This is a genomic window from Parabacteroides sp. AF18-52, from assembly GCF_003479145.1.
Lineage (GTDB): Bacteria > Bacteroidota > Bacteroidia > Bacteroidales > Tannerellaceae > Parabacteroides > Parabacteroides faecis.
This window is the reverse complement of sequence record NZ_QUGR01000001.1, coordinates 448,052-472,945: the sequence shown is the minus strand read 5'-3', so window position 1 is coordinate 472,945 and position 24,894 is coordinate 448,052. Positions and strand designations below refer to the sequence as shown.

General features: G+C 41.0%; 21 protein-coding genes and 1 pseudogene. 5 read left to right on the top strand and 17 right to left on the bottom strand.

All coding sequences use genetic code 11. The features are described from left to right. Positions 1-54 precede the first annotated feature (54 nt). Positions 55-577 (top strand): annotated as a pseudogene (locus DWX23_RS01935) (SGNH/GDSL hydrolase family protein). Positions 578-669: 92 nt separating this feature from the next. Here the strand turns inward: DWX23_RS01935 and DWX23_RS01930 are convergent. Both DWX23_RS01930 and gyrA read right to left on the bottom strand, forming a co-directional pair. Next, the gene (locus DWX23_RS01930) at positions 670-1,890 is read right to left on the bottom strand and encodes a lipopolysaccharide assembly protein LapB (protein ID WP_122373197.1); all 1,221 of its coding nucleotides are present in this window, start codon (positions 1,888-1,890) and stop codon (positions 670-672) included. 40 nt (positions 1,891-1,930) lie between these two features. Next, entirely contained in the window at positions 1,931-4,510 is a 2,580-nt protein-coding gene (gene gyrA / locus DWX23_RS01925) for a DNA gyrase subunit A (protein ID WP_122373196.1), read from the bottom strand. Positions 4,511-4,731: 221 nt separating this feature from the next. On the opposite strand from gyrA, the gene DWX23_RS01920 reads away from it, so the two are divergent. From DWX23_RS01920 to DWX23_RS01910, 3 genes are all read left to right on the top strand, one after another. Beyond that, positions 4,732-7,293: an ATP-dependent Clp protease ATP-binding subunit gene (locus DWX23_RS01920; protein ID WP_122373479.1), complete on the top strand. Its 2,562-nt coding sequence runs from the start codon at positions 4,732-4,734 to the stop codon at positions 7,291-7,293. Positions 7,294-7,403: 110 nt separating this feature from the next. After that, positions 7,404-9,455 (top strand): molecular chaperone HtpG, encoded by a 2,052-nt coding sequence (htpG, locus tag DWX23_RS01915; RefSeq protein ID WP_122373195.1) that lies wholly within the window; start codon positions 7,404-7,406, stop codon positions 9,453-9,455. A gap of 587 nt (positions 9,456-10,042) precedes the next feature. Then, positions 10,043-11,413, top strand: a complete 1,371-nt coding sequence (locus tag DWX23_RS01910) for a PL29 family lyase N-terminal domain-containing protein (RefSeq protein WP_122373194.1) — start codon at positions 10,043-10,045, stop codon at positions 11,411-11,413. Between the two features lie 79 nt (positions 11,414-11,492). On the opposite strand, the gene DWX23_RS01905 is transcribed toward DWX23_RS01910, so the two are convergent. The 15 genes from DWX23_RS01905 to rpmB all read right to left on the bottom strand — a co-directional run bounded on the left by DWX23_RS01905 (position 11,493) and on the right by rpmB (position 24,022). Next, positions 11,493-11,873, bottom strand: a complete 381-nt coding sequence (locus DWX23_RS01905) for a RidA family protein (protein WP_122373193.1) — start codon at positions 11,871-11,873, stop codon at positions 11,493-11,495. Positions 11,874-11,886: 13 nt separating this feature from the next. After that, the gene (rlmB, locus tag DWX23_RS01900; RefSeq protein ID WP_122354442.1) at positions 11,887-12,639 is read right to left on the bottom strand and encodes a 23S rRNA (guanosine(2251)-2'-O)-methyltransferase RlmB; all 753 of its coding nucleotides are present in this window, start codon (positions 12,637-12,639) and stop codon (positions 11,887-11,889) included. Positions 12,640-12,892: 253 nt separating this feature from the next. Further along, positions 12,893-14,365: a tetratricopeptide repeat protein gene (locus tag DWX23_RS01895; RefSeq protein WP_147382510.1), complete on the bottom strand. Its 1,473-nt coding sequence runs from the start codon at positions 14,363-14,365 to the stop codon at positions 12,893-12,895. 207 nt (positions 14,366-14,572) lie between these two features. Then, the gene (locus DWX23_RS01890) at positions 14,573-14,998 is read right to left on the bottom strand and encodes a hypothetical protein (protein WP_122373191.1); all 426 of its coding nucleotides are present in this window, start codon (positions 14,996-14,998) and stop codon (positions 14,573-14,575) included. A 62-nt stretch (positions 14,999-15,060) separates the two neighbouring features. Beyond that, positions 15,061-15,408, bottom strand: a complete 348-nt coding sequence (locus tag DWX23_RS01885) for a DUF1622 domain-containing protein (protein ID WP_122373190.1) — start codon at positions 15,406-15,408, stop codon at positions 15,061-15,063. Positions 15,409-15,467: 59 nt separating this feature from the next. Further along, entirely contained in the window at positions 15,468-16,238 is a 771-nt protein-coding gene (locus DWX23_RS01880; RefSeq protein WP_122373189.1) for a hypothetical protein, read from the bottom strand. Positions 16,239-16,305: 67 nt separating this feature from the next. Beyond that, positions 16,306-17,970, bottom strand: coding sequence for a DNA repair protein RecN (gene recN, locus DWX23_RS01875; RefSeq protein ID WP_122373188.1), 1,665 nt, complete (start codon positions 17,968-17,970; stop codon positions 16,306-16,308). Positions 17,971-17,979: 9 nt separating this feature from the next. Beyond that, positions 17,980-18,897 carry a DUF4835 family protein gene (locus DWX23_RS01870; RefSeq protein ID WP_122354447.1) on the bottom strand — a complete coding sequence of 306 codons (918 nt, stop codon included), beginning with the start codon at positions 18,895-18,897 and terminating at the stop codon, positions 17,980-17,982. Beyond that, positions 18,894-20,096 (bottom strand): bifunctional phosphopantothenoylcysteine decarboxylase/phosphopantothenate--cysteine ligase CoaBC, encoded by a 1,203-nt coding sequence (coaBC, locus tag DWX23_RS01865; protein WP_122373187.1) that lies wholly within the window; start codon positions 20,094-20,096, stop codon positions 18,894-18,896. The genes DWX23_RS01870 and coaBC overlap by 4 nt, the downstream gene beginning before the upstream one ends. Positions 20,097-20,104: 8 nt before the next feature. Beyond that, complete coding sequence (locus DWX23_RS01860) at positions 20,105-21,256, bottom strand: iron-containing alcohol dehydrogenase (RefSeq protein ID WP_122373186.1); 1,152 nt, start codon at positions 21,254-21,256, stop codon at positions 20,105-20,107. 5 nt (positions 21,257-21,261) lie between these two features. Next, positions 21,262-22,035 (bottom strand): 3'-5' exonuclease, encoded by a 774-nt coding sequence (locus tag DWX23_RS01855; RefSeq protein ID WP_122373185.1) that lies wholly within the window; start codon positions 22,033-22,035, stop codon positions 21,262-21,264. A 10-nt stretch (positions 22,036-22,045) separates the two neighbouring features. Further along, positions 22,046-23,170 (bottom strand): DNA polymerase III subunit beta, encoded by a 1,125-nt coding sequence (gene dnaN / locus DWX23_RS01850; RefSeq protein ID WP_122354451.1) that lies wholly within the window; start codon positions 23,168-23,170, stop codon positions 22,046-22,048. A 236-nt stretch (positions 23,171-23,406) separates the two neighbouring features. Further along, positions 23,407-23,559 (bottom strand): DUF4295 domain-containing protein, encoded by a 153-nt coding sequence (locus tag DWX23_RS01845; protein WP_005638125.1) that lies wholly within the window; start codon positions 23,557-23,559, stop codon positions 23,407-23,409. 16 nt (positions 23,560-23,575) lie between these two features. Beyond that, positions 23,576-23,764 (bottom strand): 50S ribosomal protein L33, encoded by a 189-nt coding sequence (gene rpmG, locus DWX23_RS01840; protein ID WP_007657199.1) that lies wholly within the window; start codon positions 23,762-23,764, stop codon positions 23,576-23,578. Positions 23,765-23,782: 18 nt separating this feature from the next. After that, the gene (gene rpmB / locus DWX23_RS01835) at positions 23,783-24,022 is read right to left on the bottom strand and encodes a 50S ribosomal protein L28 (protein ID WP_005638129.1); all 240 of its coding nucleotides are present in this window, start codon (positions 24,020-24,022) and stop codon (positions 23,783-23,785) included. Between the two features lie 261 nt (positions 24,023-24,283). On the opposite strand from rpmB, the gene DWX23_RS01830 reads away from it, so the two are divergent. Beyond that, positions 24,284-24,886 carry a nitroreductase family protein gene (locus tag DWX23_RS01830; protein WP_122373184.1) on the top strand — a complete coding sequence of 201 codons (603 nt, stop codon included), beginning with the start codon at positions 24,284-24,286 and terminating at the stop codon, positions 24,884-24,886. Positions 24,887-24,894: the final 8 nt, after the last annotated feature.

Here is a 24,894-nt window from a genome sequence, read left to right as displayed (position 1 = left end):
CGTAAATGGGACGGCTATTTTTATAACTTTGTACGGCGTAAAAACAATCTTGTTATGAACAAACATCTAATACATTTTCTGATACTTTTTCTGAGTATCTCTTCAGGAATTTTGCCCAAAAGAAAATATCTATTCTTGGTGATTCCTATTCTACCTTTTATGGGTATGTTATCCCTGCCGGTAATGCGTGTTGGTATGGTGTTCGTTTGTAACCCGTATGGACAGTTTAGGTAATCCTGATATCATTTTTATCTTTGGTGGTACCAATGACAGTTGGGCAGGCTCCCCTATCGGCCATTTTCAATATGAAAACTGGACAAAAGCCGATCTTTATAATTTCCGTCCGGCTTTCTGTTATTTATTGGACCATATTACCCGATTTTATCCGAATGCCCGGGTTTATAATCTGATGAATACAGAGCTTTCTGAAGATATTACAAACAGTATAAATGAGATATGCTCTCATTATGGAATAACCAATATCGGTCTTCGCGATGTCGATAAACAATGGGGACATCCTTCTGTAAAAGGAATGAAAAGTATCAGTGAACAGGTTTGGACCGTCATTTCACAATAAGTATACAGAGAAATAAATACCGGAGAGACATAGAGACAAAAAAATAGCCATCTCAATCGAGACGGCTATTTTTGTATGTAATGAGATGATTATTATTTGTTCATTTCTGCTTCGATAGCTTCCAGTTCCGGACCCATGTTCAGATTATAATAGATACCTCTTAACGCAACCATATATTCTGATTCAGTCGGTTTCATTTCGTGAGCTTTCTGGAAATAAGGAAGAGCCTGTTTGAAAAGATCTTTAGCAACAGCTAATTCTTCCTGATATTTCTTGCTATCATTGATCATGTTAGCTTCACCTTGTTTGTTCACACCCTGGTTGTAGTAGATACGTCCCAGACCTGACATTGAATCGATGTTTTCCGGATTAAGTTCCAATGCTTTCTTGAATGCTGCTTCTGCTTTTGCATAATCCTTGAAACCTGTTTCATAAACGATACCCTGAACATGATAAAGTTGTGAGTTGTTCGGATCTTTAGCGATAGCTGTTGACAGGTTTTCGATAGCCTTTTCATTCTGACCTGAACGAATATAAGTATCGATCAAGCTCATCAGATAGAAATCTTCATTCGGGAATTTTGACAAACCTTCTTCCAGAGTATTTAAGTAGCTTACAGAATCTCCAGCCTGCTGATATTCGTAAGCCAGATACTGGTAAACATCATTCTGTCTGAAATCTGTATCTTTAGCACGAGTCAAAGCCTTGATAGCTGTAGGAGAATCGCCCAACTGAGTAGCAGCAACAGCAGCATAGAACTGAACTGTCATGAAAGTAGAGTCTTTTTCTGCAGTCTGAGTTCCTTCAAACATCGGCAATTCAGAGATTTCCAGATATTGATTGAAGAAATCATAAGCTTTCTTGTAATCTTTCTGGTCGAAATAGTAAGCACCACCGTTGAAATAATATACATGGTCAGCACTCAGAATGCTCTTGATGTCTTTTGTATATTTAGGTTTGATCTTACCTTTTTCGTTAGGCAGTTGATCTAGTTCGTAAGCCTTCTTGAAATAAGGAAGGATAGCGATCAATGCATCATACATAACCGGTTCGTTCGGTTGTTGTCCCAGGATCTGTTTTGTTCTTTCAGAACTAAACTGCTGATCTTCGATAAAACCTGCTACATACCATGCCTGAGCATCGTCTTTTGTTTCAGGATTTTCCAAAGCTCCCTTGATCAAGGTTCTAGCTTCTGTAAAATCAGGAGTTGCCCCTTTTGCTATACCTTGCGCCTCCTTAACGGCTTTCTTCTGAGCGAAAGAGGCTGATGATGCTGCAACACATAATGCAACTGTTAACAATAATCGTTTCATTGTGATAGTAATTTGAGATTAATATTTCTATTTGTTTAAATTATTCATTTGTTGTCTCTTCAGTATCATTTGCGATATCTTCAGATCCTCCAAACCCGGTTAATTCTTCATTATTTTCATTCTGAGCATCCAGTTCAGCGTTTTCTTCATCCACCTCCTGCTCTTCCGGTTCGGACAGTACCTTACATACCGAGGCTATCTCATCGTTACGTTTACCCAAGTTGATCAGGCGTACACCTTGTGTTGCACGTCCGATAACGTTCAAGTCGGTCACTTTCATACGAATAGCGATACCAGACTTGTTGATGATCATGATATCATTTTCTACTGTAACATTTTTGATGGCAACAAGTTTACCTGTTTTTTCTGTAATGTTGAGTGTCTTAACACCTTTACCGCCACGGTTTGTCATACGGTAATCTTCCACAACCGAACGTTTTCCGTAACCCTGTTCGGAAACGACCAGTACGGTATCGGCTTCCTTGTCCTTGATACATACCATTCCGACTACTTCATCGGAAGGATCGTCATCGAGTGTCATACCTCTTACCCCGGATGCTGTACGTCCCATAACACGAACGGCGCTTTCATGGAAACGGATAGCACGTCCGTTACGGTTTGCGATCAGCACTTCGTTATTGCCATTTGTCATACAAACTTCGATCAGACCGTCGTCTTCACGCAATGTGATGGCATTTACGCCATTCTGACGCGGACGTGAATATGCTTCAAGCAATGTTTTCTTGATGACACCTTTCTTGGTACAGAACAACAGATAATGTGAATTGATAAATTCGGTATCGGTTGTCAGTTTCTTTACACGGATGAATGCATTTACTTTATCATCCGGTTCGATATTCAATAAATTCTGGATTGCTCTACCCTTTGCGTTTTTGGCGCCTTCCGGGATTTCATAAACTTTCAGCCAGTAGCACTTACCTTTTGCCGTAAAGATCAGCAAGGTTGCATGCATAGAAGCCGGATAGATATATTCAACGAAGTCTTCGTCACGTGTTACCGATCCTTTCGCTCCTACTCCGCCACGTCCCTGGGCACGGAATTCACTCAGCGGTGTACGCTTGATATATCCCATGTGGGAAATGGTGATGATCATTTCGTCATCAGCGTAGAAATCTTCAGGATTCAGTTCTTCCGAAGCATATACGATATCTGTTTTACGTTCATCGCCGAATTTCTCTTTTACCTCTTCCAGTTCTCCTTTGATAACGTCCATACGAACATCTTCATTTTCAAGAATTTCTTTCAAACGAGCGATTAACTTTTCAATTTCTTCGTATTCTGCACGAAGTTTATCCTGTTCCAGTCCGGTCAACTGGCGAAGTCTCATTTCAACGATGGCACGTGACTGAACATCAGACAGCGAGAAACGCTCCATCAAACGTTCGATAGCCTCATTCGGACTTTTGGATGATTTGATGATAGCGATCACTTCATCGATATTGTCAGAAGCAATGATCAAACCTTCCAGGATATGTGCTCTTTCTTCTGCTTTCTTCAGTTCGAAGCGAGTACGACGGATAACAACTTCATGGCGGTGTTCGATAAAAGCCTTGATCATATCCTTCAGGTTCAACTGTCTCGGACGACCGTTGACCAGGGCGATATTGTTTACACTGAAAGAAGATTGCAGTGCGGTCAGCTTATACAATTTATTCAGTACGACACCTGAGTTGGCATCACGTTTCACATCGACAACGATGCGCATACCGTTACGGTCGGACTCATCGTTTACGTTGGAAATACCTTCAATACGTTTGTCATTTACCAGATCAGCTATATACTTGATCAATTCTGCCTTATTAACAAGGTAAGGAATTTCGGTAATAACAATCTTTTCGTGATTGTTTTCAACTTCAATCTCTGCTTTACCACGAAGGATAATACGTCCTCTACCGGTCTCGAAAGCCTCTTTTACACCGGCATATCCGTAGATCGTTGCACCGGTCGGGAAGTCAGGAGCCTTGATATATTGCATCAATCCTTCTATGTCGATGTCTCCGCGAGCGTCGATATAGGCAATACATCCGTTGAGCACTTCGGTCAAATTGTGTGTCGGCATATTTGTAGCCATACCAACAGCAATACCCGAACCACCATTTACCAGCAGGTTAGGAATACGAGTCGGCAACACAGTCGGCTCTTTCAGCGTATCGTCAAAGTTCAACTGAAAATCTACTGTATCCTTATCGATATCCCGGAGCATTTCCTCGGCAAGTTTACTTAATCTTGCCTCCGTGTAACGCATAGCGGCAGGACTGTCACCGTCCACAGAACCGAAGTTACCTTGTCCATCGACCAATGTATAACGCATCGACCATGTCTGTGCCATACGAACCATTGCGAAATAGACGGACGAGTCACCATGTGGATGATATTTACCTAAAACTTCACCAACAATTCTCGCAGATTTTTTATAAGGTTTGTCGGATGTATTTCCCAATTCATTCATTCCAAACAAAATACGACGATGAACCGGTTTAAAACCATCCCTAACATCCGGAAGGGCACGTGAAACGATAACAGACATTGAATAGTCAATGTATGCCGATTTCATTTCCTCCTCGATGTTAATCTTAATAATTCTGTCTTGATCAACCATTTAGTTTTATATTAATTACACTCAATATCTCATCTTTTAAAAAGTGCACTAAGGTAACGCTTTTCCCCTTATCACGAAAGTTTTTGCACTGAAATTTTATTATTCAGAAATATTGGGGGTTTCTTAAGGAATAATGGCATGAAATTTGTTAGATATATATGGAGAGTTTATTAATTTTGCATTCACAGTACATTATTATAATAGATAAGGATTCATATAATATGAAAAATAATTATTCGAAAAGGCTTATTGACGTTATAGAATATAGCCGCGAAGAGGCCGCCAGGCTTCAGAACAGCTATATCGGGCCGGAACACTTAATGCTTGGTATCATCCGCGACGGTGAAGGCAAAGCCATGCAATTGCTGCATGATTTGCATGCCGACGTATTAGATATAAAGAAAAGGATTGAGCAGGAAATCAAAAATACATTTGAAACCGAAGAGTCCGAACTACACGATATAGCTATCAGTAAGACAACAGAGCGTGTGTTACGAATGAGTATGTTAGAATCACGTTTGTTTAAAACAGACGAGACCGGGACGGAACATCTGTTGCTGGCTATTTTGAAGGAAGAGTTCAATGTAGCCGCAAAAGCATTGGGAGAAGCCGGGATAAATTACCGTAACGTGTATAACAGTCTGATAGGCGAAACAAGTATGGACCGTATGGAAGAACTGGAAGAGATCGATGAGATCAGCGACGGTTATACAGATGACGAGGACGATGACGACGAGGATTTCTCTTCCCGTAAAGAAGCTCCCCGCTCCTCTTCCGGAGCCGGTGCTGCACAGCCGAAATCGCCGAACGATACACCTGTACTGGATAACTTCGGTACGGATATGACACGTGCCGCAGCCGAGAACCGTCTCGATCCGATCGTCGGTCGTGAAAAAGAAATTGAACGTCTGGCACAGATATTGAGCCGCCGTAAGAAGAACAATCCGGTGCTGATCGGTGAACCGGGGGTTGGTAAATCTGCTATCGTAGAAGGACTTGCTCTGCGTATCATCCAGCGTAAGGTATCTCGGGTGTTGTTCGACAAGCGTGTGATCAGCCTGGATATGGCCTCTATCGTAGCCGGAACAAAATACCGCGGACAGTTCGAAGAACGTATCAAAGCGATACTGAACGAACTTTCAAAGAACCCGAATATCATCCTGTTTATCGATGAGATCCATACGATCGTAGGTGCAGGGTCGGCTTCCGGCTCTATGGACGCTGCCAATATGCTGAAACCGGCTTTGGCACGTGGTGAAATCCAATGTATCGGTGCAACGACTTTGGATGAGTATCGTAAGAACATCGAGAAAGACGGTGCTTTGGAACGTCGTTTCCAAAAGGTAATTGTCGATCCGACTACCGCCGAAGAAACATTGCAAATATTGAAAAATATCAAACCTCGTTACGAAGAACATCACAATGTGATTTATACCGACGAAGCACTGGAAGCTTGCGTTAAGCTGACAGAACGGTATATCAGTGACCGTAATTTCCCGGATAAGGCGATCGATGCCCTGGACGAGGCCGGTTCCCGCGTACATATATCTAATATTACAGTTCCGAAAAGTATCGAAGAACTGGAAGCGAAGATAGAAGATACGAAAACCGAAAAACTGGCAGCCGTGAAGTCGCAAAACTTCGAACTGGCAGCAAGTTTCCGTGATAAAGAACGTCAGTACTTGTTGCAGTTGGAGGCCGCAAAATCTAAATGGGAACAGGAATTGCAGGAGCACCGCGAAACGGTGGATGAAGACAAAGTTGCCGAAGTTGTAGCCATGATGTCAGGCGTTCCCGTTCAGCGTATTGCTAAAGCAGAGAACCTGAAACTGCTGGAAATGGCAGAGAACCTGAAAAAGCAGGTAGTCGGTCAGGATGATGCTGTCCAGAAGATCGTAAAAGCGATCCAGCGTAACCGTGTCGGTCTGAAAGATCCGAACAAGCCGATCGGAACCTTTATGTTTTTAGGTCCGACAGGTGTGGGTAAAACTCACCTGGCTAAGAAGTTGGCAGAATACCTGTTTGACTCGGCAGATGCTTTGGTTCGTATCGACATGAGTGAATATCTTGAAAAGTTCGCGGTTTCCCGCCTGATCGGTGCACCTCCGGGATACGTAGGTTATGAAGAAGGTGGTCAGTTAACAGAAAAAGTTCGCCGTAAACCCTACTCTGTCGTATTGCTGGATGAGATCGAAAAAGCGCATCCCGATGTATTCAACCTGTTGTTGCAGGTGCTCGACGAAGGTCGCTTGACTGACAGTCTTGGCAGACGGATTGATTTTAAGAACACGATCCTGATTATGACTTCCAACATCGGAACACGCCAGTTGAAAGACTTCGGCCGTGGTGTCGGATTCAGTTCGCAGGCAGCCGGTGAACCGGATAAGGATTTCTCACGCAGCGTAATTCAGAAAGCGTTGAATAAGGCGTTCGCTCCGGAATTTCTGAACCGTGTCGACGACATTATCATGTTCGACCAGCTTGATAAAGATGCGATCCACAAGATCATCGATATTGAGTTACAGGGACTTTACAAACGTGTTTGTGGTCTGGGGTACGAATTGGTGCTTACCGACGAGGCGAAAGACTTCATCGCAACGAAAGGCTACGACGTACAGTTTGGTGCCCGTCCGCTGAAACGCGCCATCCAGAAATATCTGGAAGACGAAATGGCTGAGCTGATCATCCGTGCTTCTGTTGGCGAAGGCGACAAGATCGTTGTAGACTTCAACAAGGAGGAACAGAAAATAGTAACATCCGTAGAAAAGAAGGAACAGGAATAAGTCGTTTCTTCCGGTAATAAAGTCAAAATGTCAGATAGAACCTATCTGGCATTTTTTTTGTTTATATCGTAACGTCAAACGAATTAGTGTAACATAAAAATATAAAGAAAATGGCTAAACAAGGAAACATTGGTGTTACAAGCGAGAACATCTTCCCTATCATTAAGAAGTTTTTGTATAGTGATCACGAAATCTTTCTTCGTGAATTAGTGTCAAATGCTGTCGATGCGACTCAGAAATTAAAAACGCTGGCATCTGTCGGAGAATTTAAAGGTGAGTTAGGAGATTTAACGGTCCATGTAAGTTTCGACGACAAGATCATCAAGATCTCCGATCGTGGTATCGGTATGACGGCCGAAGAGATCGACAAATATATTAACCAGATTGCCTTCTCCGGTGCTGAAGAGTTCGTAGAAAAATACAAGAACGACGCGGCAGCTATCATCGGACATTTCGGTCTTGGTTTCTATTCTTCTTTCATGGTTTCGAAGAAAGTAGAGATCGTTACCAAATCTTACAAGGAAGGTGCCGTTCCTATGAAATGGAGTTGCGACGGTACACCTGAATATACACTGGAAGAAACACAGAAAGAGGATCGCGGTACAGATATCATCCTGTATATCGACGATGAAAACAAAGACTTCCTGAATAAAGACAAGATCAGCGGCTTGCTGACGAAATACTGCCGTTTCCTTCCGGTACCTATTGCCTTCGGTAAAAAGCAGGAATGGAAAGACGGCAAATATGTCGATACCGACGAAGATAATATCATTAATGAGATCACACCGGCATGGGTTCGCAAACCGACCGATATGACCGATGAAGATTATAAGAAATTCTATCGTGACCTCTATCCTATGTCGGAAGAACCTTTGTTCTGGATTCATCTGAATGTGGATTATCCGTTCAACCTGACAGGTATTCTGTATTTCCCGCGTATCAAGAGCAATCTCGACCTGCATCGTAATAAGATTCAGCTTTACAGCAACCAGGTATTCGTTACAGACTCTGTGGAAGGCATTGTTCCTGAATTCCTGACATTATTGCATGGCGTACTCGACTCTCCGGATATTCCTTTGAATGTTTCCCGTTCTTATCTGCAGAGCGACCAGAATGTGAAGAAGATTTCCAACCATATCACCAAGAAAGTGGCCGACCGTCTGGAAGAAATATTCAAGAACGACCGTCCTCAGTTTGAAGAGAAATGGGATAGCCTGAAGTTATTTATCCAGTATGGTATGTTAAGCGATGAAAAGTTCTACGATCGCGGCGCTAAGTTTGCTCTTCTGAAAGATGTCGACGGCAAATACTATACATTTGAAGAATACAAAGCATTGGTTGAAACCAACCAGACAGACAAAGACGGCAACCTGATTTATCTGTATACAACGAATGCCAATGACCAGTACAGCTACATCCAGGCTGCTAAAGATAAAGCATACAGTGTATTGATCATGGACGGCCAGCTGGATGTACATGTTATCAGCCAGTTGGAACAGAAGTTCGACAAGACTCGTTTCGTCCGTGTAGACAGCGATACGATCGATAACCTGATCCGTAAGGAAAATGTAGGCCAGGTAACATTGGATGAAGATCAGAAGAATGCCCTGCAGGAAATGTTTAAGAGCCAGTTGCCGAAGATCGAAAAGACGGACTTTATCGTTACTTTCGAAGCATTGGGTGAAAACTCAAATCCTGTAATGCTTACACAGAGCGAATATATGCGCCGTATGCGTGAAATGTCTGCTATGCAACCGGGTATGTCATTCTATGGCGAAATACCTGACAACTACAACCTGGTATTGAATACGGATCATGAACTGGTTAAGAAAGTGCTTTCTGAAGAAGAACAGAACTGCGAAGAGAAGTTGAAACCGATCCTGGCAGACCTGAAAGGTTGGAAAGCTCGTCAATCCGATCTTCGTGACGCTCAGAGTAAGAAGAAGGAAGAAGAGATCACTTCCGAAGAAAAAGAAGACATGACAAATACGAACCATAAGATCGATGAGCTGACATCACAGCGTGATGCTATCCTGGCAGAATATGCAGGCAGCAACAAGTTGGTCAGCCAGTTGATCGATTTGGCTTTGCTTGCCAATGGTATGCTGAAAGGCGAAGCGTTAAGCCAGTTTATCAAACGTAGTGTTCAGATGATTGGATAAATGGTCCTGTCTCTCCGGAAGTTTTTATAACTCACGTTTCAGGTTTCAGTCGTCTTAATATATTATATGTGAGTAGATTATACTGAAACGTTATAAAAAGGAAAAAAGCCTTGCAGTTTTTTCAAAAAACGACAAGGCTTTTTTTGTTATATACTTAAGGCTTTTCTGAAATAACTCCTGTCCTATTTTTTTCCGTTCACTTCCTGTTTTTTATGGATGCCTACCCATTTTAAAGAAGTAGTTATCCACTTGTCAAGACATAGTGACCCATCGGAAAAAAACATATATGTTTCGTCAACAAAGCATATATGTTTTGAAGTCAAAAGTCCCTTATTTTATATTTAAAAGAACTGACTTTTTAAATTCTTTTTTACCTGTCAGTCGGATCGTTTGAAAAACAATTGATCGAGGTGGCTGAAACCTGAAACGTCTCCTTGTGTGTAAAAAAATAAGAGAACACTATTTCGTAAGAAAAGAAAAACTTTATGTTATTTATTTTATCTTTGGTTGTTCCAATTGTAGATCAATAGTCTTACGAGACTGTTTTTTATATTGTGATGACATGATTATTACAGTAAAGATTATATATGAAAAAGAACTTTATTTTATTTACGAGTATTTTTTTGCTTTCATCCACTAGCTGCCAAAAGGATTTAAGAGATGATGTGGATGATTTATTAGAAAGAGTTTCCAAATTAGAAAAAATCTGTGAGCAGGCTAATGCCGACATTGTTGATTTGAAGCAAATTGTTTCGTTATTGGAAGCTAACGATTACATTACCAGTGTAAATGAACTGGCTGACAAAAGTGGATATGCCATTAATTTCCTTAAAGGAAACACCATTGTGGTCAAACATGGTACGAATGGTGATTATCCCGTAATTGGTGTAGATGAGTTAGATGGCATTTTTTATTGGACACAAAAGGTTGGGGATAATTCTGCTTCCTGGGTTTTAGATTCGAATGGCAATAAAGTACAGGCAACTGGGGGAAACGGTAAGACTCCTGTTATCGGCGTAAACTCCAGTGGAAACTGGACTGTAGATTATGGAGAAGGTTCTAAAGAACTTCTAGTTAATGGTAAACCGGTTTCTGCTAAGGGTAAAGACGGACAAAACGGGAAAGATGGAGTAAATGGTACCGACGGAAAAGACGGAGCGAATGGAACCAACGGTAAAGATGGCGTTGATGGCTACTCTCCATTTAAAAGCGTAACGGACAAAGGAGACTATATCGAATTAAAACTAACGACAGGTACTATATTAAAGTTGCCCAAAGAAAATTCTAAAGCAATGAAAATTCTCTTTGATGTAAATGAAAATGGTTTGATTACAGAAAGAATGTGGGCTAATGAGACAAAAGAGATTACGTATAAGGTAGAAAATCCGGATTCACAAACAACAGTTGATTTTGAAGCAACTAACGGATGGAGAGTTAAGCATAATCGTAATAACAATTCTATTACTTTAATACCTTTAGAAGCCTGGAACGAAGAAGGGCGTATAATTGTCTCTCTTCTAAAGGACAATAAACTGATATCGCAATTTAGGTATTCGGTAAAAACAATGCTATTTTGGGATAAAAGCTCTATCAATACAATGCCACAAGTGTTAGAGGCTATAGGTGGTAAGGTTCCTGTGACTATCCAAAATATCATATTTCCTCCCCAGTGGTTCTATAAAAATGCTGTTATAAAAATAACTCCGGTTCTTCGTTATTCCGGTGGTGAAGCAAAAGGACTACTTTACACATTCAAAGGAGAGGATGTAGAGGATATAGAAGAAGGGGATGTAATTACATATGAAACAGGTGCTAATGAAGCAATAAGATCTTCTTTTGATTACATACCTGAAATGAATAAATCCGAACTGTATCTGACTTTCGATGTAGTAATAGACGGCAGAGCAGTCAAAATAGATGACATAAAGGTAGCCGATGGGGTGATCGCTACTAACTAAATATGTCTTTACTCTATCTTTTATTTATGGGGCACTGTCCATTGTTTTGTATAGTGCCCCATGAAAATTGTACTGATTATTATTCTTTTACAGCTATCACTTCGATCTCTACCAAACCATTCTTAGGCAAAGTCTTTACGGCAACAGCAGAACGGGCAGGGAAAGCACCTTCGAATTGAGAAGCATATACTTCGTTCATCGCAGCAAAATCACCCATATCTGCCAAAAATACGGTTGTTTTTACGACATCGCTGATATCGTATCCGGCTTCAGTCAGGATCGCTTTTACATTCTTGAAAGCCTGGGCAGTCTGTTCCTTTACGGCTCCTTCCACGAAATTACCGGTTGCGGGATCGATTCCTAGTTGTCCGGAAGCGAACAGCATGTTTCCTACTTGTACAGCCTGGCTGTAAGGGCCTATTGCGGCAGGCGCATTTGTTGTTGCAATAACTTTTTTCATTGTGTTTATCTTTTTAGTTGTTTTGTTCTTCATTCATACGCTGGCGGACAACTTCATAGATCAGGATAGAGCTGGCTACCGATACATTCAGTGAGCCGATCGTTCCGAACTGCGGTATTTTTACCATACTGTCGCAGATACGCAGGTTATCCATCGAAACGCCTTTATCCTCCGCTCCCATTACGATAGCGACCGGACCGTCATATTTAATAGATGTATAGTTTTCGTAAGCCTTCTCGCTGGCTGCATATACTTTTACTCCGCTTGCCTGGAGGAAACGGATGGATTCTTCAATACTTTTCTCTTTGCAGACAGGCAATACATGCAATGCTCCGGCAGATGTCTTGATTGCATCCGCATTTACCGTAACGCTTCCTTTTGCCGGAATAACAATAGCATCCACACCGGCACATTCGCAGGTACGGGCTATCGCACCGAAATTACGAACATCCGTAATACCGTCCAGCAAGACGATAAAAGGATTTTTCCCCTGTTCGTAAACGAATGGTATAATATCTTCCAGACGCTGATAAGTGACAGCCGGAATAAAGGCGATCACGCCTTGGTGATTCTTCCGTGTCAGGCGGTCCAGACGTTCAGCCGGTACACGCTGTACAGGAATCTCACGTCCTTTCAGCACTTCAAACAGTTCGCGGGAAAGTTCTCCCTGCAACTCGCGCTTTATAAGAATTTTATCTATTTCCTTATCGGCCTGGATAGCCTCGATCACGGCACGTATGCCGAATACCATTTCGTTTTCTTTCATCAATCTTATTCTCTGTAAGTTATATTATTTATTAGTAAGATTAGAAAACATTTGTAAAACATCTTTACTGTTCATCACCTCTACTATTTCAATGCAAAGATAAAAATAAAATGAGAGGATTTGTTTACATCATTGCTATAAACAAAAAAAGAGGTTACTTATTTATAGAACTCTCTCCCTATAGTTTGGGTATGTAAATAAAAAAGCCACCTACTGCGAAGTACATGGCCTTTTCGTTATTACTTTAGGATTTTTATCTATTTACATAACCTGATCCTCCGCATCCAGAACAATCTCTATGCCAGTGATTAGATTTGTCTCCACATATTGAACATGCAGGATGATCATTTGTTTCTGTCGAATAATCGTAGAAAGGAGGTCTTTCTCTTGTTTCATTTTTACCAGTTCCCCGACAAGTAGGACAAACTTGCCTTGAAGAAGTGTATTTAATATTGCTAGAACTTCCAGAATTAAAACTTCCGCCTTCCGTATTTGTCGATACATAATAATTTGCAAAGTCATTAGCAATCGACAAACAACCTAATATGATGTTCATTACTGTTTTTTTCTTTTCTGCTTTTTGATTCTCTTTTATTTCATTTTTAATAGCAATATTTTCATTTTCAATTTTACTGATATTATCCATAAATTCACTTATCACCTTATTTTCCGGCTCATATGCAAGAATTGTTTTACAATCATTCTTTGCCTTACTATAATTACCTAAAATTAAATATGAAGAAGCTCTATAAAACAACGCACTTGTATTATTGTCATCTATTCTTAATAATCTATCACACAAATTAATGGCGGATTGGTAATCATTCAAATTCTGATAATTCTTAATCCTTGCCAAATGAGCATCAATATAATTAGGACGAATAGTTATTGCCTTATCAAATAATTCGATAGCTTCTCTGTCATTTTCTGTGTTTAACCCTTTAGAATAATACGAATAAGCATCCAAACCTAATTTAAACTTATTCTCCGAGAAATCAACATTGTCAATAGGATAATCCAATGATATTCTTTTTGTTTCAAACATTAGACCTATTTTGCCGTTGTTCTCAGTATAAAAATCAGGCAACATTACATCTCCAAACTGAGTATAGTTATTAAACGTTTGTTTCTGTTGTTCAGTATGTAATACCTTCTTTTGTTCTTCATTCAAAAAGGAAATTGAGTAATCCAAAAGTCCCGTTCTTTCATTAAAGTACATATTGACCTTGCTGTTTTCAGGGGAAATCAACTGTAAAACGTTATATGTATTTTTACCTTCAGTAATAGTTTCGACATATTTCATATTTGAAATATCTGTCATTGAAGCGGTTGATGATTTTAGAAAATCGGTTAACTTAGACATAGAGGATAACATGTTCTCATCAAGTTCCAAAGTTGTTCCATCATTAGTTAGGATCCATCCCCTATCTTTATTAAATAGCGTTTCGATTTTACTATTATCTGATGACTCTTGCACCATATACGCTCTTTCATTCTCAGAATCACCAATAATTGTTATCCAGGAAATATTTGGTTGATCGGAAAAAAAAGAAGTCATTTTAGATTCTTGTAAAAATGTTTTTGGTGGATTTTTGGATAATTTATCAAGCCCTGTAACTTTATTGTATTTATCAATAACAGCTTTTACTTTATTTACGTTGTCATTTTGAGCCGTTGAAAACAAACAAATAAGTGATAACACTAATAATATACTGTACTTTTTCATACGTAATAGAATTTATCCATAATTAGCAAATCCAGCAAACTCTTTAGATGTTAATGCATCTAATACAAAAATAGATATAATAATGATTATCAAAAAGTTTTATGTATAAAATTCATCTAAATTCTTCTTCAAATGCCCCAATCCCTTTTATTTGTTACCAAAGTAGTTACTTAGACTTCCAACTTCAATTTTTGCCATAATTGCTGGTTATTTACTGTTTCGCCGTTCCTTCACGCCTTGAATAAGAAATAATATTCCGGTGATGATAAGGGCTGAAGAGAGGCCTGTATAAAAAACAGAAATAAAGGAATCGGGTAATAACCGGGAATGACGGATTCCTACTCCTAAAATGATCATGAAAAACATCACAACCCAACCTTTAACATCAAAGAAAGAGAAAGGACAATTCTTTTCTCCTTTTTGAGCGATACGCCGGCTATGCTTCCTGAACAAACGTAGGAATACGAAATTGAGGAACAAGAGGAACACAATAACGGCTTCTCCCACCTTAAGCACAGAGTAATGAGCATCATGCATCCACGTGAGAATCCCGATCCGGAGAATATTGACTCCGGCTATGATCCATACGCAACCTGCTATAAATAATAATATCTGCTTATTGACTCTGAACATCCGTCTACTTTTACTGCAATGCAAAAGTACTATTTTTAACGATATATCCTAATTTCAACAAACTATGAAGCCTGCTTTTCACTTTCCAGTTCCTTTATTTCCTTATTCAGGAAAACAGAAAGGACAGTCCTTAAAACAACAATACCGCCAAGGATAGCCAGTTCGTCCAAACTGGGTTCCAGGACGGTTTTAAGAATATCGGAAGCTATCAGCAACTCCAATCCTAATAACAAATAAGTTCCTAATTCAGCTCGTAGCCGGCGGATATTGACTGTTGAGTATTGGCCGGTAAACCGCTTGAGTTCATTTCCTAGAAAAGATATAAAAGCAACCAGCGCTCCGTAAGTAACGATCAGTAAACTTACCACGCTGATAACCGTAGCCAGAATATTCAGAAAATGTGTGAACATGAGTTTATTCTTTATAATAGGAACAAACTCATGTTCAGGAAAGTTCACTTAATATGTTTTTAGCTTCTGCGATAAACTTCGGAACGTTTACTTTCCTGTCGTTTATTCTCTTTTTCCTTCTCTTTTTTATCTTTATCACGCTTGTCATTGCGTTTTTCATTACTGCGATAGCTGTCTCCCCGCTTATCGGATCTTTTATCCCGGTCATACCGGTCATTTCCCGGTTTCGATGGTTTATTGAAATGCTGGTTATGATTTGGATTGGGACGGTTATGATTGTCCGGGCGCCACTGTCCGTTATCATGATGACCGGGACGATCGTATTTACCCCGATACCATTTGCCATCATCAAAACGTCCATTCCATCGTCCGTTTGAATATTCCCATTGATTATGCCAGTAATGATCTTCATAACGCCAACAAACATCGGACGGACGGTAATTCGGATAATGAGGATTATTATACCAACCCTGATAATCATGAATACGCTGCGGACGTTCACGAACAAAGCGAACATACAGGCGGAACTGCGAAGGAGAAAGGACACGCTGTAATTTACGGTCGCGCTCCATACGCAGATTAAAGATCTTCTTTGCAGACTGGTCCCAGTAACGATAATGTTTACGGGCCTCTTTCTCTATCTTCTGACCGTATTTATGTACGATATTATGATAATCGGCCGCCTGTCTTCCATTCAACCGCATGGCCTGCTCCATCCAGAGGCAACTCTGGCAATGGGGTTCATTCCAACCAAAACTGATCCAAAACTGAGCTTGTCCCGGCAAACTACATAACAAAATCAACAAACATATAAAGCTAATCCGTTTCATGACTTTTCGTTTTTAGTTAGTAATTACTTCTATGACCAGCTAAAGAAGAAATGGTTTAACGGCCTGATCAACGTTTGACCTTCAACAATTCTTTTGCGTTGGCGATAGAAGCTCCGGTCAACGATGCGCCACTCAACATACGGGCAACTTCCTTGATCCGTTCTTCCTTGTTGAGTTTCTTGATTCGGGTTATCGTACGTTCGGATGTATCTTCCTTATAGACAAAGAAATGATCTTTTCCTTTGGCGGCAATCTGAGGTAAATGAGTGATAGTGATCACCTGCATCTTTGATCCCAGATCCTGCATAATATCCCCCATTTTATCGGCGATATCACCGGAAACTCCTGTATCTACTTCATCGAAAATAATAGCTGGTAGAGCTGTGAATCCGGCAATCATTGCTTTTATACATAACATAAGGCGGGAAATTTCACCACCGGATGCTGTTTGAGCAACAGGTTGTAGTTCTCCACTCTTATTGGCAGAGAAAAGAAAACGTATATCGTCCATTCCATCGCTTTCCGGTTCCAGTCTGGCAACAAAATCCACAGCAAAACGAACATTCGGCATTCCCAATGGAATAACCATTTTCACTAACTGTTTGGCTATTGCATTCGATGCTATCTTACGCTGTTCGCTTAAAACGGCTGCCTGTTGGAGTAATTCCTGATAAGAAATATCCAATTGTCCTTTCAGAACATCGATCTGTTCGTCAAAAGAATCTATATCGCGTAATTGTTCAGTATATTTATCCTGTATCGCGATCAATTCTTCCACAGTGGCAACCCGGTGTTTTTGTTCCAATGTATACAAGGTGTTCAGACGTTCATTTACCCATTCCAGGCGCTCCGGGTTGAATTCAACATCTTCTTTCAGAACATCAGTCTCCGAGGCCAGGTCGTTCAGGTCGATATAAGCAGAGCGCAAACGTTCTGCAATCTCTTTGGCTTTAGGATAGTAACGTTCCAACGAATCGACCGTTGAAAGAGCTTCTTTGATAAGCCGGACACTTCCCTGTTCTTCGCCATTCAGTAATTCGGTTATCTTATATAAGGAACTTTTGATGTCTTCGGCATGGGACAAGGTTTCCAATTCCTGTTCCAGTTCTTCCTGTTCTCCGGCAACCAGACGGGCATCGGTCAGTTGCTCCAACTGAAAACGGATATAATCCTCTTCCTGCCGGTTCTGCCCTGCCTTTTCTTCCAACTCTTTCAATTCCCGTTTCAAAGACTGATAACGCCGGTATTCTTTCCGGTACAGAATCAGAAGTATTTCATTTTCCGCCATTACATCGATCACCTTCAACTGGAAACGGTTATCTCCCAACAACAAGTTCTGATGTTGCGAATGGATATCGATCAGGCGACTACCGAGTTCCTTCATAACAGTAAGAGACACAGGGGAATCGTTGACAAACGCACGCGATTTACCGGAAGCGAACAATTCCCGGCGAAGGATACAGATTTCCGGATCATATTCGAGGTCGTTCACATGGAAAAACTCTTCCAACTGATACTTGGATACATCGAAAGTTGCTTCCATCACACATTTATCCGAGCCGTTCTTAATACTCTTCCCGTCTGCCCGTTGCCCGAGCACCAACGATAAGGCCCCTAAAATAATAGACTTTCCGGCTCCCGTTTCACCGGTGATAACCGAAAAGCCGTTATTGAACTGAATATCCAGGCTGTCTATTAAGACAAAATTCTGTATAAATAAAGATTTCAGCATAGTTCTTATTTACTTTTTGAGTGGCTCCAGACGTGTAGTCATTGCCGGATACAGATTGGACAGCATTTTATATCCTTCCTGCTTTTCAGTCGTGGTTGCCTTGGAATAAATGGCAACTACTTCATCCAGTTTGGAATCGGCAAACATTTGCAATAAAACAGAAGTCGGCCGGGTTTTCTTCAATTCCTCCAAGACAGGCAATAAAGAAAGGATCGTAGTACGTCCACGATCTACATTTGCGGCCATTTCATCGAGGCCTTTGCGATGGTAGTTATACCACATATCGCGGTATCCTTCCGATGCATTTTCAGTCAGCGCGGTCGCTATTGCATGGCGGTTACGGTCACTGTCGAAAGCTTTCCAGCCATTCCATGACATCTGTGCCTGGGCCAGTGTAACGACTTGCTGTGCCTGCTGGTAGAAAGCGCTTCCTCCTTTAGGTGAAAAACTATCGAAATCAAGCCCTAAAATGGTGTACAGATAAAATATGACCGTAGCTGTAAGATTATTGCTCAGAGAATTCTCCGTATATTCCAGCGGTTCGAACTCTGTGTAATCAAAATCGAGCTGGGTGTCACGGAAGTTCAGCAACGTAGTTATATAACTTGAATTGTAGACCGGGCGACTTGCCTGAACCTGTAATTCCGCCTTGAAGCTGTTATCAGAAGGCATTTCATTGATAATGATATTAAAAGTACAGTCAATCCGTTCGTTGATACCGAAGGTCGCATCCGTCCATTTCCGGTTATTGATAAACTCGATCAAAGCATTCTGCAATGTAGTAAATACCTGCTTGTTAGTACCTTGGATCTTATCACTATTGATTTTGACCTGGGCATTAAACTCATTTGCTTTATCTTGCGCTTTACCGATAAAAGGAATCGTTCCCAACAGGAACAGGAATAACAGTCTTTTAATCATTTTCATTTCAATAATGTTGCCAACTTATTTACGATATCAGCAGCTACCCTTTGTTTTGATTTCAACGGATAACTGGTCAATTCTCCCTGACGGTCGATAATGGATATCTTATTGGTATCGCAACGGAAACCGGCACCAGCATCACGAAGTGAATTCAACACGATGAAATCGAGATTTTTCCGCTTCAACTTGCTTTCGGCATTTGTGGCTTCATTGTTCGTTTCCAAAGCAAAACCGACCAATACCTGCCCTTCCCGCTTGATTGCTCCCAAAGAAGCAGCAATATCCTTATTCGGGACCAGATGCAACGTCATCTCTTCTTTACTTTCGCGTTTGATCTTTTCATCCGCCTGTACCTCCGGACGGTAATCAGCTACTGCCGCACATAAGATACCGGCATCCGCATCCGGAAAAGCTGCTATAGCTGCCTGATACATTTCTTCGGCTGACTCCACATCCACCCGATGTATGTTCGGATGCACAGTCGTCAACGATACCGGACCGGCTATCAATGTTACCTCCGCTCCTTGCTGTGCACAAGCCTCCGCCAGTGCAAATCCCATCTTCCCGGAAGAATAGTTACCTATAAAACGTACGGGATCAATCTTTTCGTACGTCGGACCGGCTGTTATTACAATCTTTTTTTTTTCAAGGGCAGTTTGGGAAACAAAAAACTCTTCCAGAACGGCAATGATCTTATCCGGTTCTTCCATCCTGCCTTTACCTACTAGATGGCTTGCCAGTTCGCCTTCAGCAGGTTCAATGATATGGTTTCCGAATGAACGGAGACGGTCCAGGTTCTGCTGTGTCGAAGGGTGGGCGAACATATCCAGGTCCATTGCCGGTGCGATGAAAACAGGTGCCTTACATGACAGATAGGTGGTCACCAACATATTATCGGCTATTCCGTTCGCCATCTTGCCGATCGTCGAAGCCGTTGCCGGAGCGATCAGCATCGCATCAGCCCACAAACCCAGATCGACATGGCTGTGCCAGGAACCGTCACGGTTAGAGAAAAACTCACTGATAACAGGATTACTGCTTAACGCAGAGAGGGTTATGGGGGTAATAAACTCTTTTCCCGCCGGGGTTATCACAACCTGCACTTCAGCTCCTTTTTTGACTAATGCACGGATAATATAGGCTGCCTTATAAGCCGCTATACTTCCTGTTATTCCTAGTATGATATGTTTACCTTTCAGCATCTTTCTCCTTATAAACGCAACATCAGAATGTCGCGTGTTACCTTACTGTCAATATTATGATGTTCACCCAAATGCCAGCCTTGTTTATCCACCGGAGCTGAAAGTGCATCCAGATCGCTTTCTTTAATACCGCATTCGCTCAAACGGGTTTTCAGCCCCATACGGCGGAAAAAGTCTTCGCAGGCTGTAATTGTTTTACGGGCACGTTCTTCTTCCGTTCCTTCAGTTATGCCGAAAACGACTTCACCCATACGGGCCAGTTTCACCTGTTTTTCCTTGAACATATAAGTCATTACACCCGGCAGAAGAATAGCCAGTGTTTGTGCATGGTCCAAACCGAACTGAGCTGTCAAAGCATATCCCATACGATGAGAAGACCAATCCTGCGGAACACCCTGGCCGATCCACACATTCAATGCATTGGTCGCTGCCCACATCAGGTTGGCACGGATATCGTAATCATGCGGATGATCCAAAACTTTTATGCCTTCTTCATAGATCACCTTCATCAGACCTTCGGAAAAAGCATCCTGTACTTTGGCATTGACCGGATAAGTCAGATATTGCTCCACGACATGGATGAAAGAATCCACAACACCGTTAGCAACCTGTCTTGCCGGTAGTGAATAAGTCACTTCCGGATCGAGTACGGCAAACTGAGGGAATACCATAGGACTCGCGAAATTCAATTTCTCACGGGTTTCCACACGTGAAATAACAGAACGTTCGTTCATTTCAGAGCCGGTTGCCGATAACGTCAGTACAACGCCTAAAGGTAATGCCTTTTTAATAACACCTCCTTTGGAGAGAATATCCCAAGGTTCGCCTTCATAATAATAAGCCGCTGCAATAAACTTGGTAGCATCGATAACGGAGCCACCTCCTACTGCCAGCAGGAAATCAATATTTTTTTCTTTAACGATCTCCACTGCTTTCATACAGGTTTCATAATGCGGATTGGCTTCGATACCAGGAAATTCGGTTACTTCAAAACCCTTCAGCGCATTTGTTACCTGGTCATAGATACCGTTTTTCTTAATACTGCCGCCTCCATAAACCATCAGCACCTTGCTTCCGGCAGGGATCAAAGCGGATAAACGTGCAATTGTGCCTTTCCCGAACACTACTTTTACAGGATTGGCAAACTCAAAGTTATTCATTGCTGTTATTTCGAATTAAAACCTCTCAATTTGATTTCGGTAAGCACTTTCTTCGTATTCAACGGGAAATCGCCATTCATGATCCAGGAATAATATCCCGGGTCGTTCTTCAACACTTCTTCTACCAGTTTTCCTTTGTATTTACCGAAATTGATGGTTTCTTTACCATCTTCATTGTAAACCATACGGCCTGCAAAATCCACATTATTGGTGAAGCTGGAATATTTGGAAAGAAATTCTATATCATTCTGCAAATCATCCGGATAACGATCAAGTTGTGCTTTTAATATCTCATAAGTCGCCATTGTATCAGCTTCTGCGGTATGGGCATTCTCCAGGCTCTTATCGCAATAAAACTTATAGGCGGCAGAAAGTGTGCGCTGTTCCATCTTATGGAAAATAGTCTGTACATCGACAAACTTGCGCTTGTTCAGATCAATATCCACTCCGGCACGAAGGAATTCTTCAACCAGTAAAGGAATATCGAAGCGGTTGGAATTATATCCGGCCAAATCACAGCCTTCGATCTGTGCTGCCAGCGATTTGGCTATCTCTTTAAAAGTGGGGCAGTCTTTTACGTCTTCATCCGTAATACCGTGGATCGCCGTCGATTCCGGTGGAATGGGCATTTCCGGGTTGATACGTCTCGTCTTACACTCTTCTTTGCCGTTAGGGTGAACCTTTACAAAAGAGATTTCAACGATACGGTCTTTAACAATATTTATACCCGTAGTCTCCAGGTCGAAGAAGACTAACGGGTTTCTCAGATTTAATTGCATTTTTTATTTATTAGTCATTCAACATCATTGGCATAAGCAGCATCAGTTGGTCTTCGTTCTCTTCATTTTCTGCAGGAACGATCAGACCGGCACGTGAGGGGTCTGCCAATTCAAGAATTACTTCTTCCGAATTGATATTACTTAATATTTCAATCAGATAGGTTGCCTTGAAACCGATATTCAGTTCTGTCCCGTCGAACTGGCAAACGATCTTTTCTTCTGCGGAAGTAGAAAAATCTATATCCTGTGCAGATACGACCATTTCACTCTCCTTCAACTGCAACTTAACCAGGCTGCTTGCCGGATTAGAGAAAACAGAAACACGCTTCAAAGCATTCAGGAAGGATACACGGTCAATCGTTACCTTGAACGGATTATCTTGTGGAATTACACTGTTATAATTCGGATAACGACCTTCGATCAGGCGGCAAACCATTTCAAAGTTTGTACAATTCACATAAGCATTGTTGTCGTCGAACTTGATATTAACCATTTCAGTTTCCTTACCCAGCAGATTCTTTAACAGGTTAGCCGGTTTCTTCGGTAATATAAAGGAAGCTCTTTCCGGTGATTTCACCGACAGGTTACGCAAACGCACCAATTTATGTCCGTCTGATGCCACAAATGTCAGGTCATCCGTATGGATATCAAAATAGATACCATTCATAACCGGACGAAGTTCATCGTCTGCCGTAGCAAAAAGAGATCGGCTGATACCATTCAGCAACATCTGTGAATCTACAGTAATGGCGATCGCATTATCGTTCAACGGTTTTTGTTGCGGATAAGTATCCCCTTTCTGACCGATGAAATTGTATTTACCGTTCTGGAAATGAATAAAGATCTCCAGATTCTCGTCGTTGATATCAAAAGTTAGCGGTTGTTCCGGCAGTTCTTTCAGAGGATCGAGCAGGATCTTGGCAGAAACGGCGAAAAGTCCGGTTCCTTTTGCATTCATCACTTCAACAGAAGTAACCAGACGTGTTTCAGCATCCGAAGCTGTTATAGTCAGTTTATTACCATCAAGGTCGAACAGGAAACTGTCGAGGATCGGTAAAGAGTTCTTAGACGCAATAACTTTGCTGATAGACTGCAAACGGGATAACAGCGCAGTGCTGGATACATCAAATCTCATGGTTCTTAATTGTTTATATTATTAATTTTATTATTGTACATTATTTAGTGACGCATCGTCAACGCCCATACAAAAGTAAAAAAATATTTGATTCTATCCATTATAATCTCCGTTACTTTTCTCTTGATAGAAAAGTAACCAAAAGATCAAGCCAAAAGTAACATACTAAATATGAAAACAAAAAAGAGGTCCTTCGTGACGAAGAACCTCTTTTTTATATCTCTTATTACGAAAGATTATTTCGCGAAATAATCTTTTACTGCTTCGTTAGGAATCATTTCTTCCTGGAAGATGTAAGCACCAGTTTTCGGAGACTTAACCATTTTGATTACTTTTGAATAAGTACGGCCGTCACCTTTCTTAAATGTTGCAACTGCTTTTTTTGCCATCGTTTAAAATCTCCTATTACTTAATTTCTTTGTGTAAAGTCATCTTCTTCAGAATCGGATTGTACTTCATCAGTTCCAATCTCTGAGTTGTATTTTTTCTATTCTTTGTAGTGATGTATCTGGATGTACCCGGCATACCACTTTCTTTGTGTTCAGTACATTCCATGATTACCTGAACTCTGTTACCTTTTGCTTTCTTTGCCATTTTTTCTTTTCCTCCAAATTAAGCGTTTAAATAACCTTTTTCAGCTGCTTTTTTAATTGCTGCATCTAAGCCAAGCTTATTGATAGTACGCAAGCCTGCGGCTGAAATATTCAGGCTAACCCAACAATCTTGTTCTACCCAGTAGAACTTTTTAGTAAACAGGTTAACATCAAACTTACGTTTCGTTCTTCTCTTAGAGTGAGAAACGTTGTTGCCAACCATTGCTTTCTTTCCGGTAATTTGACAAATTTTAGACATTGCTATCTTCTTTTTTTATTAACGCAATAAATTAATTACAACTCCTGCTATCTGTCTTCCCTTCCGAACTAGCATCATGATCAGAACGAAGATTCTAATAGAGTTTCTCTCTTTACAGGGCGCAAAGGTAAATATTATTTTTGATTCTACCATACAAATCTCCGATAAATTTCACCTATACTTACATATATACTCCCGTGCAACAAAAATACAACTTTATTGGTTTTACTAATAATAATAAACATAAATACTTACGTAAAAATGGCTAGAAATTTTAAAGAAGCAGTAGAACACAGGAGAACATACTATCACATCACTAACAGCTCTCCTATTTCAGACAATGAGATTAAAGAGATCATCGCATTTGCAGTGAAAAACGTACCTTCCGCTTTCAACTCGCAATCGTCACGGATCGTTCTTCTTTTAGGAAAGAACCATAAGAAGTTCTGGGATATCACAAAAGAAGCATTAAAAGCGATTGTTCCGGCAGAAGCATTTGAAAAAACGCTTGCAAAGATCAATACCAGCTTCGACTGCGGGTACGGAACCATTTTATACTTTGAAGATATGGCAGTAGTAGAAAACTTACAGAAAGCTTTTCCGACCTACAAAGATAATTTCCCAATCTGGTCGCAACAAACTTCCGCTATGCACCAGTTTGCTATCTGGACGATGCTGGAAGATGCCGGTCTGGGTGCTTCCCTGCAACATTACAATCCGTTGATCGATGAAATGGTGCAAAATGAATGGAAACTCGACCCGAACTGGAAGCTGATCGCACAAATGCCGTTCGGTACACCGACCGAAGGACCGGGAGGAAAAGAATTCGACCCGATGGGAGAACGTTTCCTTACTTTTGAATAATTAAAACG

Bases quoted from the DNA above. Each gene is read 5' to 3' on its own strand.
- recN (WP_122373188.1), bottom strand. From the start codon at position 17,970: ATGCTGAAATCTTTATTTATACAGAATTTTGTCTTAATAGACAGCCTG.
- DWX23_RS01885 (WP_122373190.1), bottom strand. From the start codon at position 15,408: ATGTTCACACATTTTCTGAATATTCTGGCTACGGTTATCAGCGTGGTA.
- DWX23_RS01860 (WP_122373186.1), bottom strand. From the start codon at position 21,256: ATGAATAACTTTGAGTTTGCCAATCCTGTAAAAGTAGTGTTCGGGAAA.
- DWX23_RS01880 (WP_122373189.1), bottom strand. From the start codon at position 16,238: ATGAAACGGATTAGCTTTATATGTTTGTTGATTTTGTTATGTAGTTTG.
- rpmG (WP_007657199.1), bottom strand. From the start codon at position 23,764: ATGGCAAAGAAAGCAAAAGGTAACAGAGTTCAGGTAATCATGGAATGT.
- DWX23_RS01890 (WP_122373191.1), bottom strand. From the start codon at position 14,998: ATGTTCAGAGTCAATAAGCAGATATTATTATTTATAGCAGGTTGCGTA.
- htpG (WP_122373195.1), top strand. From the start codon at position 7,404: ATGGCTAAACAAGGAAACATTGGTGTTACAAGCGAGAACATCTTCCCT.
- DWX23_RS01895 (WP_147382510.1), bottom strand. From the start codon at position 14,365: ATGAAAAAGTACAGTATATTATTAGTGTTATCACTTATTTGTTTGTTT.
- coaBC (WP_122373187.1), bottom strand. From the start codon at position 20,096: ATGCTGAAAGGTAAACATATCATACTAGGAATAACAGGAAGTATAGCG.
- DWX23_RS01910 (WP_122373194.1), top strand. From the start codon at position 10,043: ATGAAAAAGAACTTTATTTTATTTACGAGTATTTTTTTGCTTTCATCC.
- DWX23_RS01845 (WP_005638125.1), bottom strand. From the start codon at position 23,559: ATGGCAAAAAAAGCAGTTGCAACATTTAAGAAAGGTGACGGCCGTACT.
- DWX23_RS01920 (WP_122373479.1), top strand. From the start codon at position 4,732: ATGAAAAATAATTATTCGAAAAGGCTTATTGACGTTATAGAATATAGC.
- DWX23_RS01930 (WP_122373197.1), bottom strand. From the start codon at position 1,890: ATGAAACGATTATTGTTAACAGTTGCATTATGTGTTGCAGCATCATCA.
- gyrA (WP_122373196.1), bottom strand. From the start codon at position 4,510: ATGGTTGATCAAGACAGAATTATTAAGATTAACATCGAGGAGGAAATG.
- DWX23_RS01830 (WP_122373184.1), top strand. From the start codon at position 24,284: ATGGCTAGAAATTTTAAAGAAGCAGTAGAACACAGGAGAACATACTAT.
- DWX23_RS01855 (WP_122373185.1), bottom strand. From the start codon at position 22,035: ATGCAATTAAATCTGAGAAACCCGTTAGTCTTCTTCGACCTGGAGACT.
- dnaN (WP_122354451.1), bottom strand. From the start codon at position 23,170: ATGAGATTTGATGTATCCAGCACTGCGCTGTTATCCCGTTTGCAGTCT.
- rlmB (WP_122354442.1), bottom strand. From the start codon at position 12,639: ATGAAAGAAAACGAAATGGTATTCGGCATACGTGCCGTGATCGAGGCT.
- rpmB (WP_005638129.1), bottom strand. From the start codon at position 24,022: ATGTCTAAAATTTGTCAAATTACCGGAAAGAAAGCAATGGTTGGCAAC.
- DWX23_RS01870 (WP_122354447.1), bottom strand. From the start codon at position 18,897: ATGAAAATGATTAAAAGACTGTTATTCCTGTTCCTGTTGGGAACGATT.
- DWX23_RS01905 (WP_122373193.1), bottom strand. From the start codon at position 11,873: ATGAAAAAAGTTATTGCAACAACAAATGCGCCTGCCGCAATAGGCCCT.